The organism is Pseudomonas sp. NPDC089530 (assembly GCF_050280705.1).
Classification (GTDB): Bacteria; Pseudomonadota; Gammaproteobacteria; order Pseudomonadales; family Pseudomonadaceae; genus Aquipseudomonas.
In genome coordinates, this window is record NZ_JBNNVU010000056.1 from 1 (window position 1) to 17,362 (window position 17,362).

13 protein-coding genes and 1 pseudogene are annotated in these 17,362 nt (G+C 63.5%); 9 read left to right on the forward strand and 5 right to left on the reverse strand.

Annotated features, from left to right (window positions below; translation table 11 throughout):
- Positions 1–16: 16 nt before the first annotated feature.
- The 4 genes and pseudogenes from ACQKQA_RS19795 to ACQKQA_RS19810 all read right to left on the reverse strand — a co-directional run.
- A pseudogene (locus ACQKQA_RS19795) lies at positions 17–112 on the reverse strand (hypothetical protein); the annotation flags it as partial.
- A gap of 219 nt (positions 113–331) precedes the next feature.
- Positions 332–793 carry a DNA polymerase III subunit chi gene (locus ACQKQA_RS19800; RefSeq protein WP_427561211.1) on the reverse strand — a complete coding sequence of 154 codons (462 nt, stop codon included), beginning with the start codon at positions 791–793 and terminating at the stop codon, positions 332–334.
- A 7-nt stretch (positions 794–800) separates the two neighbouring features.
- Positions 801–1,229 (reverse strand): DNA polymerase III subunit chi, encoded by a 429-nt coding sequence (locus tag ACQKQA_RS19805; RefSeq protein WP_427561214.1) that lies wholly within the window; start codon positions 1,227–1,229, stop codon positions 801–803.
- A gap of 60 nt (positions 1,230–1,289) precedes the next feature.
- Entirely contained in the window at positions 1,290–2,780 is a 1,491-nt protein-coding gene (locus ACQKQA_RS19810) for a leucyl aminopeptidase (protein WP_427561216.1), read from the reverse strand.
- Between the two features lie 313 nt (positions 2,781–3,093).
- Between ACQKQA_RS19810 and lptF the strand changes: the two genes are divergently transcribed.
- The 8 genes from lptF (at position 3,094) to pdxJ (ending at position 11,599) form a co-directional block, all read left to right on the forward strand.
- Positions 3,094–4,212 (forward strand): LPS export ABC transporter permease LptF, encoded by a 1,119-nt coding sequence (lptF, locus tag ACQKQA_RS19815; RefSeq protein ID WP_427561218.1) that lies wholly within the window; start codon positions 3,094–3,096, stop codon positions 4,210–4,212.
- On the forward strand, positions 4,205–5,266 hold the full coding sequence (gene lptG / locus ACQKQA_RS19820; RefSeq protein WP_427561221.1) for an LPS export ABC transporter permease LptG: 1,062 nt from the start codon (positions 4,205–4,207) through the stop codon (positions 5,264–5,266). Before lptF ends, lptG begins: the two co-directional genes overlap by 8 nt.
- Positions 5,267–5,434: 168 nt before the next feature.
- Complete coding sequence (gene lepA, locus ACQKQA_RS19825; protein WP_427561224.1) at positions 5,435–7,234, forward strand: translation elongation factor 4; 1,800 nt, start codon at positions 5,435–5,437, stop codon at positions 7,232–7,234.
- A gap of 5 nt (positions 7,235–7,239) precedes the next feature.
- Positions 7,240–8,094, forward strand: coding sequence for a signal peptidase I (lepB, locus tag ACQKQA_RS19830; protein ID WP_427561227.1), 855 nt, complete (start codon positions 7,240–7,242; stop codon positions 8,092–8,094).
- A gap of 223 nt (positions 8,095–8,317) precedes the next feature.
- A complete protein-coding gene (gene rnc, locus ACQKQA_RS19835; protein ID WP_044461357.1) occupies positions 8,318–9,007 on the forward strand; it encodes a ribonuclease III in 690 nt (229 codons plus the stop codon).
- The gene (era, locus tag ACQKQA_RS19840; protein ID WP_044461358.1) at positions 9,000–9,902 is read left to right on the forward strand and encodes a GTPase Era; all 903 of its coding nucleotides are present in this window, start codon (positions 9,000–9,002) and stop codon (positions 9,900–9,902) included. Before rnc ends, era begins: the two co-directional genes overlap by 8 nt.
- A 121-nt stretch (positions 9,903–10,023) precedes the next feature.
- Positions 10,024–10,713 (forward strand): DNA repair protein RecO, encoded by a 690-nt coding sequence (gene recO, locus ACQKQA_RS19845; protein ID WP_427561230.1) that lies wholly within the window; start codon positions 10,024–10,026, stop codon positions 10,711–10,713.
- Positions 10,714–10,855: 142 nt separating this feature from the next.
- Positions 10,856–11,599 (forward strand): pyridoxine 5'-phosphate synthase, encoded by a 744-nt coding sequence (gene pdxJ, locus ACQKQA_RS19850; RefSeq protein ID WP_427561233.1) that lies wholly within the window; start codon positions 10,856–10,858, stop codon positions 11,597–11,599.
- A 114-nt stretch (positions 11,600–11,713) separates the two neighbouring features.
- On the opposite strand, the gene mltF is transcribed toward pdxJ, so the two are convergent.
- Positions 11,714–13,174, reverse strand: coding sequence for a membrane-bound lytic murein transglycosylase MltF (mltF, locus tag ACQKQA_RS19855; protein ID WP_427561236.1), 1,461 nt, complete (start codon positions 13,172–13,174; stop codon positions 11,714–11,716).
- Between the two features lie 286 nt (positions 13,175–13,460).
- On the opposite strand from mltF, the gene purL reads away from it, so the two are divergent.
- Positions 13,461–17,357, forward strand: coding sequence for a phosphoribosylformylglycinamidine synthase (gene purL, locus ACQKQA_RS19860; RefSeq protein WP_427561238.1), 3,897 nt, complete (start codon positions 13,461–13,463; stop codon positions 17,355–17,357).
- Positions 17,358–17,362: the final 5 nt, after the last annotated feature.

Genomic DNA, 17,362 nt, shown 5'->3' on the forward strand with positions numbered 1-17,362 from the left:
GGATCATGATGGTCTAGGAGTCGCCCGCGCCTTGCGGGGCGAAGTAATTCTCGGACTCCCAGGTCTGGTACCAGGAAGTTTCAATGGCGTGCGGCTGGTAGGTCTTATCCATGCGCGGCGGGACCCTATTGGCATTTATTCAGGAAAAGCCGGGAAGTATAACGGGGATGAGCCGATGCGCGTAGAGCGGGCTGACAGTGGGAGGGCGAAAATTGCTCGATGAGCGCCAGTTTTGCTTGCCGCAAGGGCGTCATCGTGGGCAAGCCGGGTTCCCACAGGCGCTTGATGACCTGCAGGAGCGAGGCTTGCCCGCGAAAAAAGAGGGGGTGGGTCAGGCGTCGTACTGGCTCAGCAAGCGATCCATTCGCGCGTCGAGGCGGCGCTTGATCTCGGTTTCGATGTGCGGGGCGAAGTCGTCGATCACGTCCTGCATGATCAGTTGCGCGGCGGCGCGCAGTTCACTGTCCAGATGCAGCAGGGCGTCCTGGCTTCTGGGGGCTGGTGCCGGGGCCGGTGTGGGCGCTGGGGCAGGAGCCGGGGCGGCCACTACGGGAGCCGGTTCCGGCTCGACTGCCTGGACGGGGGCGGGGTGCGGTTCTGCCGGGTGTTCTTCGAGGGTTTCGCGGGGGGCGCTGCCGCCGACTTGGTCGAACAGCAGGGGAATCTGGACTTCGCTGTCGACGGTTTCGGTCAGCAGCGGAGGTTGCAGGTTGTCGTCGCCGAGCAACTGGCGGATGGACTCGAGGTCATCCAGCAGATGCGCGGACTTTTGCTGCGGTTTGGGAGTGTCCATCGATGGCTCAGAGTCGCTGTAAACGGTGATCTTGCAGAGGATAGCCCTGTTCGCGGTAGAAACGGAAACTCTCGCGAGCCGCCTGACGGATCGTCGGGTCTTCCACCACCACTTCGGCGATGCGGGCAAAACGCGGGGCAAATGCCGGGACTTTCAGGTCCAGGTTGACCAGCAGGTCATGGTGTTCGCCGGGGGCTTCGCCCAGGCCGAGGACGATCAGGCCGTCCGGTTCGCTTTCGGCGGGGCCGTGGGGCACGAAGGTCTCGCCCTTGAAGCGCCACAGGCGGGCATCGAGGTCGTCGCGCTGGGCTGTGTCGCTGCAATGCAGGTAGATGCGGTGTCCCATGCGCCAGGCTTTTTCAGTGAGCTTGCAGGCAAAATCCAGGCGTGCCGCCGGATCCGCGCTGGGAAGGATATAGAAGTCGACTTTGGTCATTGCGATTCCTGAGCCGGGGCGTGCGCCGCGCGTGGGCGGCGCACCCTCGGGTCATGGGTTTCAGGCCTTGGCGCGATCCAGCAGGTACTGAGTCAGCAGGGGTACCGGACGACCGGTGGCGCCCTTGTCCTTGCCGCCGCTGGTCCAGGCGGTACCGGCGATATCCAGGTGCGCCCAGTTGTACTGCTTGGTGAAGCGCGACAGGAAGCAGGCCGCGGTAATGGTGCCGGCTTTCGGGCCGCCGATGTTGGCGATGTCGGCGAACGGGCTGTCCAGCTGTTCCTGGTACTCGTCGAACAGCGGCAGTTGCCAGGCACGGTCGTCAGCCTGGACGCCGGCGCTCAGCAACTGGCCGATCAGCTCGTCGTTGTTGCCCAGAAGACCCGAAGTATGGGCGCCCAGGGCAACCACGCAGGCGCCGGTCAGGGTGGCGATATCGATCACCGCCTGTGGCTTGAAGCGCTCGGCGTAGGTCAGGGCATCGCACAGCACCAGGCGGCCTTCGGCGTCGGTGTTGAGGATTTCCACAGTCTGGCCGCTCATGGTGGTGACGATGTCGCCCGGACGCGAAGCGGTGCCGCTCGGCATGTTCTCGGCGCAGGCCAGGATGCACACCAGGTTGATCGGCAGCTTGAGCTCCAGCACGGCGCGCAGGGTGCCGAACACGCTGGCGGCGCCGCCCATGTCGTACTTCATTTCATCCATGCCGGCGCCAGGCTTGAGGCTGATGCCGCCGGTGTCGAAGGTGATGCCCTTGCCGACCAGGGTGTAAGGCTTCTCGGATTTCTTGCCGCCGTTGTATTGCATGACGATCAGGCGCGGTGGCTGGGCGCTGCCCTGGCCAACGGCATAGAACGAGCCCATGCCCAGTTCCTTGATCTTCTTCTCGTCGAGCACTTCGACTTTCAGGCCTTTGAATTCCTTGCCCAGGTTCTTGGCCTGCTCGCCGAGGAAGCTCGGATGGCAGATGTTCGGTGGCAGGTTGCCCAGGTCGCGGGTGAAGGCCATGCCGTTGGCGATCGCCTTGGCGTGGGCCACGGCGCGCTCGACTTCGGCTTGCGCGGCCTTGATGGTCAGCAGGGTGACTTTCTTCAGGGGGCGCGGGTCGGCTTTCTGGCTCTTGAACTGCTCGAAGCTGTATTCGCCGTCCAGCAGGGTTTCCGCCAGCAGGCGGTTCTTGCCGTAGCTGTCGCGGCCCTTGACCACGACTTCGTCCAGCGCCAGTACGGCATCGCTGCCGCCCAGGCCCTTGAGGGTGCCGAGGATGGCACTGACGATCTTGCGGAACGGGCGGTCGCCCAGTTCGGCGTCCTTGCCGGTGCCGACCAGCAGCACGCGTTCGGCCTTCAGGTTGGGCAGCGCGTGCAGCAGCAGGCTCTGGCCGACCTTGCCGGCCAGGTCGCCGCGCTTGAGCACTGCGCTGATGGCGCCGCCGCTGAGCTCGTCGAGTTGTTTGGCAACGGTGCCGAGCTTGCGGCCTTCGCCGACGGCGACCACCAGGGTGGCGGTCTTCAACGTTTCCGGGCTAACGCTTTTTACAACCAGTTCCATGTCCGGGTCCCTGAATTAATGGTCAAAGAGCGCAGGGCCGATGCCGTGCGCCGGGCTTGTCATGTCTGTAGCTTTTATTAAGGAGAGGCGTCGGCTGCGGGCCGACGACAGGGCCGCCAGTTTGAACCCGGGCGAGCGAGGCTGACAACCCTCCCATGAGCGAACTTCGCCGCTTCAGAAGCCTGGGTGAGCATGCGCAGTGACAGGCGCATGCAATCACAGGATAATGCGCCATCTTTTTTCCGCGGCCCGGCTTCATGGGCCGGATTCGCTTGTTTGGCCGCCTTAGCCTGACAACCCTGGAGTGTCTGGTTTGATCGTCTTCCGCTATCTATCCCGCGAAGTGTTGGTGACCCTGAGTGCCGTGAGCGCTGTGCTGCTGGTTATCATCATGAGCGGACGTTTCGTCAAATACCTCGCGCAAGCGGCTTCGGGTGTGCTGGACCCGGGTTCGCTGTTCCTGATCATGGGCGTCCGCATGCCGGGCTTCCTGCAACTGATCCTGCCCCTGGGCCTGTTCCTCGGCATTCTGCTGGCTTATGGCCGTCTCTATCTCGAAAGCGAGATGACCGTGCTCTCGGCCACCGGCATGAGCCAGCAGCGCCTGCTGGGCATGACCATGATTCCGGCGACCCTGGTCGCGTTGATCGTGGCCTGGCTGAGCCTGAGCCTGGCGCCCCAGGGGGCCAACCAGTTCCAGCTGATCCTCAACAAGCAGGATGCGCTGACCGAATTCGACACCCTGGTACCGGGGCGTTTCCAGGCGCTCAACGACGGTTCGCGGGTGACCTACACCGAGCAGCTGTCCGATGACCGGACCAACCTCGGCGGCGTGTTCATTTCCGAAAAGCGCATGAACCAGGAAAAGAAAGACCAGGGCATCTCGGTGCTGGTGGCGGAGAAGGGGCACCAGGACATCCGTCCGGACGGCAATCGCTACCTGATCCTGGAAAACGGTTATCGCTACGACGGTAATCCGGGCCAGGCCGACTACCGGATCATCAAGTACGACACCTACGGCGTACTGCTGGCCAAGCCCGATGTCAGCGACGAGGTCACCGACCGCGACGCCATGCCGACCCGCGACCTGATCGGCAACCCGGATCTGCGCGCCCATGCCGAGCTGCAATGGCGTATTTCCCTGCCGTTGCTGGTGTTTATCGTGACCCTGATGGCGGTGCCGCTGTCCCGGGTGAACCCGCGGCAGGGCCGCTTCCTCAAACTGTTGCCGGCGATTCTTCTTTATATGGCGTACCTGACCATCCTGATCGCGGCCCGTGGCTCGCTGGAAAAAGGCAAGCTGCCGCAGGCGCTGGGCCTGTGGTGGGTGCATGGACTGTTCCTGCTCATCGGCCTCGGCTTGTTGTACTGGGAGCCACTGCGCCTGAAGCTGGCGAGTCGCCGTGCGGTGCGGGAGGTGGCTCGTGGTTAAGCTCGATCGCTACATCGGCAGCAGCGTGCTGCTGGCCATCCTGGCGGTGCTGGGGATCATCCTCGGCCTGGCCTCCCTGTTTGCCTTCATCGACGAGATGGGCAACGTCAGCGACAGCTATACCGTGATGGACGTGCTGAGCTTCGTGGCCCTGACGGCGCCGCGCCGGCTCTACGAGATGCTGCCGATGGCGGCGCTGATCGGCTGCCTGATCGGCCTGGGCAGCCTGGCCAGCAACAGTGAGCTGACCATCATGCGCGCCGCCGGTGTGTCCATCGGCCGGATCGTCTGGGCGGTGATGAAACCGATGCTGTTCCTGATGGTGGCTGGCGTGCTGATCGGCGAATACGTCGCGCCCGTCACGGAGAGCCAGGCCCAGGCCAGCCGGGCATTGGCCCTGGGCTCGGGCGATGCGCAAAGCTCCAAGCACGGCCTGTGGCACCGCCAGGGCGAGGAGTTCATCCACATCAACGCCGTGCAGCCCAATGGCCTGCTGTATGGGGTGACCCGCTACCACTTCGACGACCAGCGGCACATGCTGTCCTCGAGTTTTGCCCGCCAGGCCAAGTACGAAGAGAACTACTGGACGCTGAGCAACGTCACGACCACCTACTTCCGCGAAGGCCGTACCGAAGTCATCAACGTGCCTCAGGAGCGTTGGGACGTGGCCTTGAGCCCGCAATTGCTGAGCACGGTGGTGATGGCGCCGGAATCCCTGTCGATCAGCGGCCTGTGGGGCTACATCCACTACCTGGCCGATCAGGGCCTGAACAACGGCCGCTACTGGCTGGCGTTCTGGGTCAAGGTGTTGCAACCGCTGGTCACCGCGGCCCTGGTATTGATGGCGATCTCGTTCATTTTCGGCCCGTTGCGTTCCGTGACCCTGGGGCAGCGGGTATTCACCGGCGTGCTGGTGGGGTTCACCTTCCGCATCGCCCAGGACCTGCTGGGGCCGTCGAGCCTGGTGTTCGGTTTCTCGCCGCTATTCGCGGTGCTGGTGCCGGCCGGTTTCTGTGCCCTGGCCGGGTTCTGGCTGCTGCGCCGGGCCGGCTGACAGGCCCCGGTGACACTGGCCTTTAACGAAACGCCCCGGTCGAAAGGCCGGGGCGTTTTGCATTTGCGCGCCACTGACAGGCGAACGTGACGCTTGCGTCGTCTATCAGGTACAATTCCCGGCTATTTTTCGGCGGGCTATGCCTGCAGCCTTTTTGAGTGTTGACCCGTGAGTGATTTGAGTCATATCCGCAATTTCTCCATCATCGCCCACATTGACCATGGCAAGTCGACTCTGGCCGATCGCTTCATCCAGATATGTGGCGGCCTGGCCGAGCGCGAAATGGAAGCCCAGGTCCTGGACTCCATGGACCTCGAGCGTGAACGCGGGATCACCATCAAGGCCCACAGCGTTACCCTCTATTACAAGGCGCGCGACGGCGTTACCTACCAGCTGAACTTCATCGACACCCCAGGCCACGTGGACTTCACCTATGAAGTCAGCCGGTCGCTGGCGGCCTGTGAAGGCGCCTTGCTGGTGGTCGACGCCGGCCAGGGCGTGGAAGCGCAGTCGGTCGCCAACTGCTACACCGCCATCGAGCAGGGCCTGGAGGTCATGCCGGTACTGAACAAGATCGACCTGCCCCAGGCCGAGCCGGAGCGGGTCAAGGACGAGATCGAGAAAGTCATCGGCATCGACGCCACCGACGCCGTGACCTGCAGCGCCAAGACCGGCCTGGGCGTCGACGAGGTGCTGGAGCGCCTGGTCGCCACCATTCCCGCGCCGACCGGCAACATCGAGGATCCGCTGCAGGCGCTGATCATCGACTCCTGGTTCGACAACTACCTGGGCGTCGTGTCCCTGGTTCGCGTGCGCCATGGCTGCGTGAAGAAGGGCGACAAGATCCTGGTGAAGTCCACCGGCAAGGTCCATCTGGTGGACAGCGTCGGTGTCTTCAACCCGAAACACACCGCCACCGCCGATCTGAAGGCCGGTGAAGTAGGTTTCATCATCGCCGGCATCAAGGACATCCATGGTGCGCCGGTCGGTGACACCCTGACCCTGAGTTCGACCCCCGACGTCGAAGTGCTGCCAGGTTTCAAACGCATTCAGCCGCAGGTCTATGCCGGCCTGTTCCCGGTCAGCTCCGACGACTTCGAAGACTTCCGCGAAGCCCTGCAAAAGCTCACGCTGAACGACTCGTCCCTGCAGTACACCCCGGAAAGCTCCGACGCCCTGGGCTTCGGCTTCCGTTGCGGCTTCCTCGGCATGCTGCACATGGAAATCATCCAGGAGCGCCTGGAGCGCGAATACGACCTGGACCTGATCACCACGGCGCCGACGGTAATCTTCGAGCTGCTGCTCAAGAGCGGCGAGACGATCTATGTCGACAACCCGTCCAAGCTGCCGGACCTGTCGTCCATCGAAGACATGCGCGAGCCGATCGTGCGGGCCAATATCCTGGTGCCGCAGGAGCACCTGGGCAACGTCATTACGCTGTGCATCGAGAAGCGCGGCGTCCAGCGCGACATGCTGTTCCTCGGCAGCCAGGTCCAGGTGACCTACGACCTGCCCATGAACGAAGTGGTCCTGGACTTCTTCGACCGCCTCAAATCCACCAGTCGTGGCTATGCTTCGCTGGATTATCATTTCGATCGTTACCAATCGGCTAATCTGGTCAAGCTGGATGTGCTGATCAACGGTGACAAGGTTGATGCCCTGGCATTGATCGTGCACCGTGACAACGCCCACTACAAAGGGCGTGCGTTGACCGAGAAGATGAAAGATCTGATTCCTCGGCAGATGTTTGACGTGGCAATCCAGGCCGCCATCGGCGGGCAGATTGTGGCGCGGACAACCGTCAAGGCGCTCAGAAAGAACGTACTGGCCAAATGCTACGGCGGTGACGTCAGCCGTAAGCGCAAGCTGTTGGAAAAGCAGAAGGCCGGTAAGAAACGCATGAAGCAAGTGGGCAACGTGGAAATTCCACAGGAAGCCTTCCTTGCGGTGCTCAGGTTGGATAGTTAGGTCCTATGTCGCTAAATTTCCCGCTGTTGCTGGTCATCGCCGTTTTCGTCTGCGGTTTGTTGGCGTTGCTCGATCTGGTCTTCCTGGCGCCGCGCCGGCGTGCCGCCATTACCACCTATCAGGGCAGCGTCAGCCAGCCGGATGGACTGGTCATCGAGAAGCTGAACAAGGAGCCGATGCTGGTCGAGTACGGTAAATCGTTCTTCCCGGTGCTGTTCATCGTGCTGGTGCTGCGTTCGTTCCTGGTGGAGCCGTTCCAGATTCCTTCGGGATCGATGAAACCGACCCTGGATGTGGGCGACTTCATCCTGGTGAACAAGTTTTCCTACGGGATTCGCCTGCCGGTGATCGACAAGAAGGTCATCGAGGTCGGTGATCCGCAGCGCGGCGACGTGATGGTGTTCCGCTACCCAAGCGATCCGAACGTCAACTACATCAAGCGTGTGGTCGGCCTGCCGGGTGACGAAGTGCGTTACACCAGTGACAAGCGCCTGCTGGTCAACGGCCAGTCGGTCGCCGAGCAACTGGTCGGCGCCGAGCCGGGCACACTGGGCAGCGCGGAACTCTACAAGGAAAAACTCGGCGCCGCCGAGCACCTGATCCGCAAGGAAATGAGCCGCTACCGGGCGACCCCGGACCGTCAGTGGACCGTGCCGGCCGGGCACTACTTCATGATGGGCGACAACCGCGACAACTCGAACGACAGTCGCTACTGGGATGATCCGAGTATTCCCAAGGACCTGCTGGGCATGGTTCCCGACAAGAATATCGTCGGCAAGGCCTTCGCTGTCTGGATGAGCTGGCCCGAACCGAAACTCAGCCACCTGCCGAACTTCTCGCGGGTTGGCCTGATCAAGTAGTCAAACACGGCGCTGTTGAACACAGCGCCGAATGCTTTTCTGGATCTTGTACAACATCGGCCAGGCAAACCCTGGCCCGGGGCCGGGCCTCGCAGGCGTCACCAGAAGCAGCAGTCAACGATATTCAGGATGTGGATTTGAACACAGCGTTAATGGCCACCGGCACCTCGTGCCTCGTCTCCCAGGTGGTGAAACTCAACCACGAACTCAGCGTGGGTAAACCGTGAGCGTTTCTTTGAGCCGTCTCGAGCGTCAGCTCGGTTACACCTTCAAGGACCAGGAACTGATGGTCCTGGCCCTCACTCACCGCAGTTTTGCCGGGCGCAACAACGAACGCCTGGAGTTCCTCGGTGATGCCATCCTCAACTTCGTCGCCGGCGAAGCGCTGTTCGAGCGTTTTCCCCAGGCCCGCGAAGGCCAGTTGTCGCGCCTGCGGGCGCGCCTGGTCAAAGGCGAGACTCTGGCCGTGCTGGCCCGTGGTTTCGATCTGGGCGAATACCTGCGCCTGGGGTCCGGCGAGTTGAAGAGTGGCGGTTTTCGCCGCGAGTCGATCCTGGCCGATGCCCTGGAAGCACTGATCGGTGCGATCTACCTGGATGCCGGCATGGAAACCGCGCGTGAGCGCGTGTTGTCCTGGCTGACCTCCGAGTTCGACAGCCTGACGCTGGTCGACACCAACAAGGATCCCAAGACTCGCCTGCAGGAGTTCCTGCAGTCGCGTGCCTGCGAACTGCCCCGCTACGAAGTGGTGGATATCCAGGGTGAGCCCCATTGCCGGACGTTCTTCGTCGAATGTGAAATCACCCTACTGAACGAAAAAAGCCGGGGTCAGGGCGTGAGCCGTCGCATTGCCGAACAGGTAGCGGCCGCCGCGGCACTGATTGCCCTGGGCGTGGAGAATGGCCATGACTGATACAACTGCAACGCGCTGTGGCTATGTCGCCATCGTCGGCCGTCCGAACGTGGGCAAGTCCACGCTGCTGAACCATATCCTGGGGCAGAAGCTGGCCATCACCTCGCGCAAGCCGCAGACCACTCGGCACAACATGCTGGGGATCAAGACCGAAGGTGACGTGCAGGCGATCTACGTCGACACCCCCGGCATGCACAAGAGCAACGAGAAAGCGCTCAACCGTTACATGAACAAGACCGCTTCGGCGGCCCTGAAAGACGTCGACGTGGTGATCTTCGTGGTCGACCGCACCAAGTGGACCGACGAAGACCAACTGGTGCTGGAACGTGTCCAGTACGTGCAGGGCCCGGTGATCCTGGCGATCAACAAGACCGATCGCATCGAGGACAAGGCCGAGCTGATGCCGCACCTGACCTGGTTGCAGGAGCAGTTGCCGAATGCCGAGATCGTTCCAGTCTCGGCCCAGCAGGGCCACAACCTTGACGCCCTGGAAGGCCTGATCGCCAAGCACCTGCCGGAAAACGATCACTTCTTCCCGGAAGACCAGATCACCGACCGCAGCAGCCGCTTCCTCGCCGCCGAACTGGTGCGCGAGAAGATCATGCGCCAGCTGGGCGCCGAGCTGCCGTACCAGATCACCGTGGAAATCGAAGAGTTCAAGCAGCAGGGCAAGACCTTGCATATTCATGCCTTGATCCTCGTCGAGCGCGACGGCCAGAAGAAAATCATCATTGGCGACAAGGGTGAGCGCATCAAGCGTATCGGCATGGAAGCGCGCAAGGACATGGAGCTGCTGTTCGACTCCAAGGTCATGCTCAACCTGTGGGTCAAGGTCAAAGGCGGCTGGTCCGACGACGAGCGCGCCCTGCGTTCCCTGGGCTACGGCGACCTGTAATCCCCCGCGGCCCGCTCGCTCCTGCATGATCGATGTCCTGTAGGAGCGAGCCCGCTCGCGATAGAGGTGCAAAGCACCTTCCCGTGTCACTTTCTCAAGCCCTGAGATCCTCCCGACACCCATGTCCAGTCAAGCGCCTATCGGCCAGCTCGCTTACGTCCTGCACAGTCGCGCCTACCGCGAGAGCAGCGCGTTGGTGGACTTCATCACCCCGCAAGGACGGCTGCGCGCCGTGCTGCGGGGCGCGCGGGGCAAGGCCGGGACCCTGGCGCGGCCGTTCGTGCCGCTGGAAGTGGAGTTTCGCGGGCGCGGCGAGCTGAAAAACGTCGGCCGCATGGAAAGCGCGGGTACTGCCGCCTGGCTCAACGGCGAGGCGCTGTTCAGCGGTCTCTACCTCAACGAACTGCTGATCCGCCTGCTGCCCGCCGAAGACCCGCACCCGGCGCTCTTCGATCACTACGCAGCCACCTTGCTGGCCCTGGCCGAAGGTCGCGCCCTCGAGCCCTTGCTGCGGGCCTTCGAGTGGCGCCTGCTGGACGACCTGGGCTACGGCTTTGCCCTGGACACCGATATCCACGGCGCGCCGATCGAGGCCCAGGGCATGTATCGCCTGCAGGTGGACGCCGGCCTGGAGCAGGTTCACCTGTTGCAACCCGGCCTGTTCAACGGCGCCGAACTGCTGGCCATGGCCCAGGCCGACTGGAGCGCGCCAGGGGCGCTGGCGGCGGCCAAGCGCCTGATGCGTCAGGCGTTGGCGGTGCACCTGGGCGGCCGGCCGCTGGTCAGTCGCGAGTTGTTTCGCAAGCCTTAGGCTATTGCGTTGCGCCCATCCGCTTGAGCCCTGCCTTGGCCGCCGTGACCCTGAGGGTCGTGCGTGCGCAAGCCGGCAGTTATTTTCGCGAGCGGACACTATATGCTGTGCACCGAATCTCTAACTCCTCAGGAGCGCTTCCGTGACCACCAGCAATCGCATTCTTCTTGGCGTGAACATCGACCACGTAGCCACCCTGCGTCAGGCCCGGGGCACCCGTTACCCTGATCCGGTCAAGGCGGCGCTGGACGCGGAAGAGGCGGGGGCCGACGGCATTACCGTGCACCTGCGCGAGGACCGCCGGCATATCCAGGAGCGCGACGTGCTGTTGCTCAAGGACGTGCTGCAGACCCGCATGAACTTCGAGATGGGCGTCACCGAGGAAATGATGGCGTTCGCCGAGCGCATCCGCCCGGCGCACATCTGCCTGGTGCCGGAAACCCGCCAGGAGCTGACCACCGAAGGCGGCCTGGATGTCGCCGGGCAGGAAGCGCGGATCAAGGCGGCGGTGGAGCGGCTGTCGAAGACCGGTGCCGAAGTTTCGCTGTTCATCGATGCCGATGAGCGGCAGATCGCCGCCTCCCGGCGCGTGGGCGCGCCTGCCATCGAACTGCACACCGGGCGTTATGCCGATGCGCAAACCCCGAGCGAAGTCGCTGAGGAACTGCGGCGCGTGGCCGACGGCGTGGCTTTCGGCCTGGGTCAGGGGCTGATCGTCAATGCCGGCCACGGCCTGCATTACCACAACGTCGAGGCGGTCGCGGCGATCAAGGGCATCAATGAGCTGAACATCGGCCATGCGCTGGTGGCCCACGCATTGTTCGTCGGCTTCAAGGGTGCGGTGGCGGAGATGAAGGCGCTGATCCTGGCGGCGGCCAAAGCTTGACCCCGCCGTAGCCGCTGCCGAAGGCTGCGATAAGGTCCGAAGGACCTTTGGCGTACTTGAAATCGCCACGACCGTTCCGGTCGATCGCAGCCTGCGGCAGCGGCTACAGGCTGTTTAAAGCGGCGGGTTTTCCTGGGTCGGCTTGGTCTTGTCCACGCCCGGCACATGCAGATTGCCTTCGGCCACCTGATCGCCTTCGAGCTGCGGCTGCGTGACCCAGGTCAGGATGTCGTAGTAACGCCGGATGTTGGCGACGAAATGCACCGGCTCGCCGCCCCGGGCGTAGCCGTAGCGGGTCTTGCTGTACCACTGCTTCTGCGACAGGCGCGGCAGCATCTTCTTCACGTCCAGCCACTTGTTCGGGTTCAGGCCTTCCCTTTGCGCCAGCTTGCGGGCGTCGTCCAGGTGGCCGCTGCCGACGTTGTAGGCGGCGAGGGCGAACCAGGTGCGGTCCGGCTCTTCGATGCTGTCGTCCAGCTGATCCTTCATGTATGCCAGGTACTTGGCGCCGCCCTGGATGCTTTGTTTGGCGTCCAGGCGGTTGGACACGCCCATGGCCTGGGCGGTGTTCTGGGTCAGCATCATCAGGCCGCGCACTCCGGTCTTGGAGGTGACGCTCGGTTGCCACAGGGATTCCTGGTAGCCGATCGCCGCCAGCAGGCGCCAGTCGACCTTCTCTTCCTTGGCCGAGGCCTTGAAGTGCTTCTCGTATTTGGGCAGGCGCTGCTGCAGGTGCTGGGCAAAGGTGTAGGCACCCATGTAGCCGAGGACGTCGACGTGCCCGTAGTAACGGTCCTTGAGGCGCTGCAGGGTGCCGTTCTTCTGCACCTTGTCGAGGAAGGCGTTGATTTCGTTGAGCAGGCTGTTGTCTTCGCCGGCGGCCACGGCCCAGCTCTGGTTGCTGGCATCGCCGAGGTCGAAGGCGACACGGATATTGGCGAAATACACCTGGTTCATCGCCACTTCGTTGGAATCCACCAGGGTCAGGTCGATCTGCCCTTCGTCGACCATGCGCAGCTGGTCGACCACTTCAACCTCGTCGGACTCTTCATATTCGATGCCGGGGTATTTCAGCTTGAGCTGGGCCAGTTGCTCGGCGTGGGTGCTGCCCTTGAGCACCATGATCTTCTTGCCGACCAGATCGCCCGCGTCGGTGGGGCGGCTCTGGCCGTTGCGGTAGATGATCTGCGGGGTGACTTCCAGATAGGTATGGGAAAACCTGACTTGCTGCTTGCGTTTCTCGCTGCTGACCAGACCGGCAGCAGCCAATACCGGGCCGTTGGGTTTACCCAGCTGATCGAAGAGATCGTCGAGGTTGTCCGCGGTCTCGATCTTGAGGGTGACCCCCAGATCGTCGGCGAAGCGTTTCACCAGCTCGTATTCGAAGCCGGTTTCACCATTGCGATCCTGAAAGTAGGTGGCCGGGCTGTTACGGGTGACCACCCGCAGCACGCCATCCTCCTTTACGCGCTCCAGTGTGCTGGGTTTCTCAACGCAGGCACTGAGCATCAGGAAGAGTCCGGTTGCGATGAGCCAACGGGCACAGCGCGGACGTAAAGCCATAGGGGAAAACATCTGCGCAGTATACGCAAAGGATAACGACCGCCATATCTCGACAGCGAAGGGCTTGTCTGCTAGAGATTTCCGCCCCCGGCCGGGGGGCTCGGGAATGGGCTTTCGGACCCTGGGCCAGGGTCGAAACAACCCCGCTGAATGGCCCCGGCGCACCTTGGTTGACGGGGGCTGGGCCCCGGCCGACGTCCGGCCGCGCTCGGGCTCACCGTTTCGGGTGCCGTCGCGGGCGGTTTAGGCTAGAATGCACGGCCTCAAAGCACACCCCCTTCCCGAGGCTGTCCCGAAGATGTTGATCCTGCGCGGCGCTCCTGCCCTTTCTGCCTTTCGCCACAGCAAACTCCTTGAGCAACTGAGCCAGAAGGTTCCAGCTGTCAGTGGCCTGTATGCTGAATTCGCTCACTTCGCCGAAGTTACCGGCGTCCTGACCGGCGACGAACAGCAGGTGCTCGCGCGCCTTCTGAAGTACGGCCCAAGCGTACCGGTGCAAGAACCTGCCGGTCGTCTGTTCCTGGTGCTGCCGCGTTTCGGCACCATCTCGCCATGGTCGAGCAAGGCCAGCGATATCGCCCGCAACTGTGGCCTGAGCAAGATCCAGCGCCTGGAGCGCGGCATCGCCTTCTACGTCACCGGCGAGTTCGACGAGGCCCAGGCCCAGCTTATTGCTGATGTGCTGCATGACCGCATGACCCAGATCGTGCTGGGTAACCTGGAAGAGGCCGCCGGCCTGTTCAGCCATGCCACGCCGAAGCCGCTGACCGCCGTCGACATCCTCGGCGGCGGCCGCGCCGCGCTGGAGAAGGCCAACAGCGACCTGGGCCTGGCCCTGGCCGAAGACGAGATCGACTACCTGGTCAAGGCCTTCCAGGGCCTTGCGCGCAACCCCCACGACATCGAACTGATGATGTTCGCCCAGGCCAACTCCGAGCACTGCCGCCACAAGATCTTCAACGCCAGTTGGGACATCGACGGCCAGAGCCAGGAAAAAAGCCTGTTCGGCATGATCAAGAACACCTACCAGATGCACAACGAAGGTGTGCTCTCGGCCTATAAGGACAACGCGGCGGTGATCGTCGGTTCGGTGGCCGGGCGTTTCTACCCGAATCCCGATACCCGCCAGTACGGCGCGGTGCAGGAGCCGGTGCACATCCTGATGAAGGTCGAGACCCACAACCACCCGACCGCCATCGCGCCATTCCCGGGGGCCTCCACCGGTTCCGGCGGCGAGATCCGCGACGAAGGCGCTACCGGCCGCGGCGCCAAGCCGAAGGCCGGCCTGACCGGGTTCACCGTGTCCAACCTGCAGATCCCGGGCTTCGAACAGCCGTGGGAAAAGCCGTATGGCAAGCCTGAGCGCATCGTCGACGCCCTGGACATCATGATCGAAGGCCCGCTGGGTGGCGCGGCGTTCAACAACGAATTCGGCCGTCCGGCCCTGACCGGCTACTTCCGTACCTTCGAACAGTCCATCAACACCCCGCGCGGTGAAGAGGTTCGCGGTTACCACAAGCCGATCATGCTGGCTGGCGGCATGGGCAACATCCGCGCCGAACACGTGCAGAAGGGCGAAATCCTCGTCGGTTCCAAGCTGATCGTCCTCGGCGGCCCGGCGATGCTCATCGGCCTGGGTGGCGGCGCCGCTTCCTCGATGGCCACCGGCACCAGCTCGGCGGACCTGGACTTCGCCTCGGTACAGCGCGAAAACCCGGAAATGGAGCGTCGTTGCCAGGAAGTCATCGACCGCTGCTGGCAGTTGGGCGACAAGAACCCGATCAGCTTCATCCACGACGTCGGCGCGGGCGGCCTGTCCAACGCCTTCCCGGAACTGGTCAACGATGGCGGCCGCGGCGGTCGCTTCGAGCTGCGCAACATTCCGAACGACGAGCCGGGCATGGCCCCGCACGAAATCTGGTCCAACGAATCCCAGGAACGTTACGTGCTGGCCGTCGGCGCCGCTGACTTCGAGCGCTTCCAGGCCATCTGCGAGCGCGAGCGCTGCCCGTTCGCGGTCGTCGGCGAAGCCACCGCCGAGCCACAGCTGACCGTCACCGACAGCCACTTCGGCAACAGCCCGGTGGACATGCCCCTGGAAGTGCTGCTGGGCAAGGCCCCGCGCATGCACCGTTCGGCCGTTCGCGAAACCGAGCTGGGCGACGACTTCGACCCGGCCAACCTGGACATCGCCGACAGCATCGAGCGTGTCCTGCATCACCCGGCCGTGGCCAGCAAGAGCTTCCTGATCACCATCGGCGACCGCACCATCACCGGCCTGGTGGCTCGCGACCAGATGGTCGGCCCGTGGCAGGTGCCGGTGGCCGACGTTGCCGTGACCGCCACCAGCTTCGACGTCTACACCGGTGAAGCCATGGCCATGGGCGAACGCACGCCGCTGGCCCTGCTGGATGCCCCGGCGTCCGGACGCATGGCGATCGGCGAAACCCTGACCAACATCGCGGCGTCGCGCATCGGGAAGATCTCCGACATCAAACTGTCGGCCAACTGGATGTCCGCTGCCGGTCACCCGGGCGAAGACGCTCGTCTGTACGACACCGTCAAGGCCGTCGGCATGGAACTCTGCCCTGAACTGGGCATTACCATCCCGGTGGGCAAGGACTCCATGTCCATGGCCACTCGCTGGAACGACAAGGGCATCGATAAGAGCGTGACCTCGCCGCTGTCGCTGATCGTGACCGGTTTCGCGCCTGTGGCGGACATCCGCCAGACCCTGACCCCGCAACTGCGCATGGACAAGGGCACCACCGACCTGATCCTGATCGACCTGGGCCGCGGCCAGAACCGCATGGGCGCCTCGATCCTCGCCCAGGTGCACGGCAAGCTCGGCAAGCAGGCTCCGGACGTCGACGACGCCGAAGACCTGAAGGCCTTCTTCGCCGTGATCCAGGGCCTCAACGCCGACGGTCACCTGCTGGCCTACCACGACCGTTCCGACGGCGGTCTGCTGACCAGCGTGGTGGAAATGGCCTTCGCCGGCCACTGCGGCCTGAACCTCAACCTCGACGCCCTGGCCGCCAGCTCGGCCGATATCGCCGCCATCCTGTTCAACGAAGAACTGGGCGCGGTGATCCAGGTGCGTCAGGACGCGACCCAAGGCGTGCTGGCACAGTTCAGTGCTGCCGGCCTGGGCGACTGCGTGGCGGTGATCGGCCAGCCGGTCAACAACGGCCATATCAACATCAGCTTCAACGGCGAAGAAGTCTTCGCCGGCGAGCGCCGTCTGCTGCAGCGTCAGTGGGCTGAAACCAGCTACCAGATCCAGCGTCTGCGGGACAACGCCGACTGTGCCCAGCAGGAATTCGACGTCCTGCTGGAAGAAGAAAACCCGGGCCTGAGCGTCAAGCTGAGCTTCGACGTCAACCAGGACGTCGCCGCGCCTTACATCAAGAAGGGCGTGCGTCCTCAGGTGGCGGTCCTGCGCGAGCAGGGCGTCAACGGCCAGGTGGAAATGGCCGCGGCGTTCGACCGTGCCGGCTTCAACGCCATCGACGTGCACATGAGCGATATCCTCGCCGGTCGCGTCGATCTGAACGACTTCAAGGGCATGGTTGCCTGCGGCGGCTTCTCCTACGGCGACGTACTCGGCGCCGGTGAGGGCTGGGCCAAGTCGGCATTGTTCAACAGCCGTGCCCGGGATGCCTTCCAGGGCTTCTTCGAGCGCAGCGACACCTTCACCCTGGGTGTGTGCAACGGTTGCCAGATGATGTCCAACCTGCACGAGCTGATCCCGGGCAGTGAGTTCTGGCCGCACTTCGTGCGTAACCGTTCCGAGCAGTTCGAGGCCCGTGTGGCAATGGTCCAGGTCCAGGAGTCGAATTCGATCTTCCTGCAGGGCATGGCCGGTTCGCGCATGCCGATCGCCATCGCCCACGGCGAAGGCCATGCCGAGTTCGAAAGCGCCGAAGCCCTGCTCGAAGCCGACCTGTCCGGCTGCGTGGCCCTGCGTTTCGTCGACAACCACGGCAAGGTCACCGAAAGCTACCCGGCCAACCCGAACGGCTCGCCGCGCGGGATCACCGGCCTGACCAGCCGCGACGGTCGCGTCACCATCATGATGCCGCACCCTGAGCGGGTGTTCCGTGCCGTGCAGAACTCCTGGCGTCCGGACGAGTGGAGCGAAGATGCGGCGTGGATGCGCATGTTCCGTAACGCTCGCGTGTGGGTGAACTAAGCGCC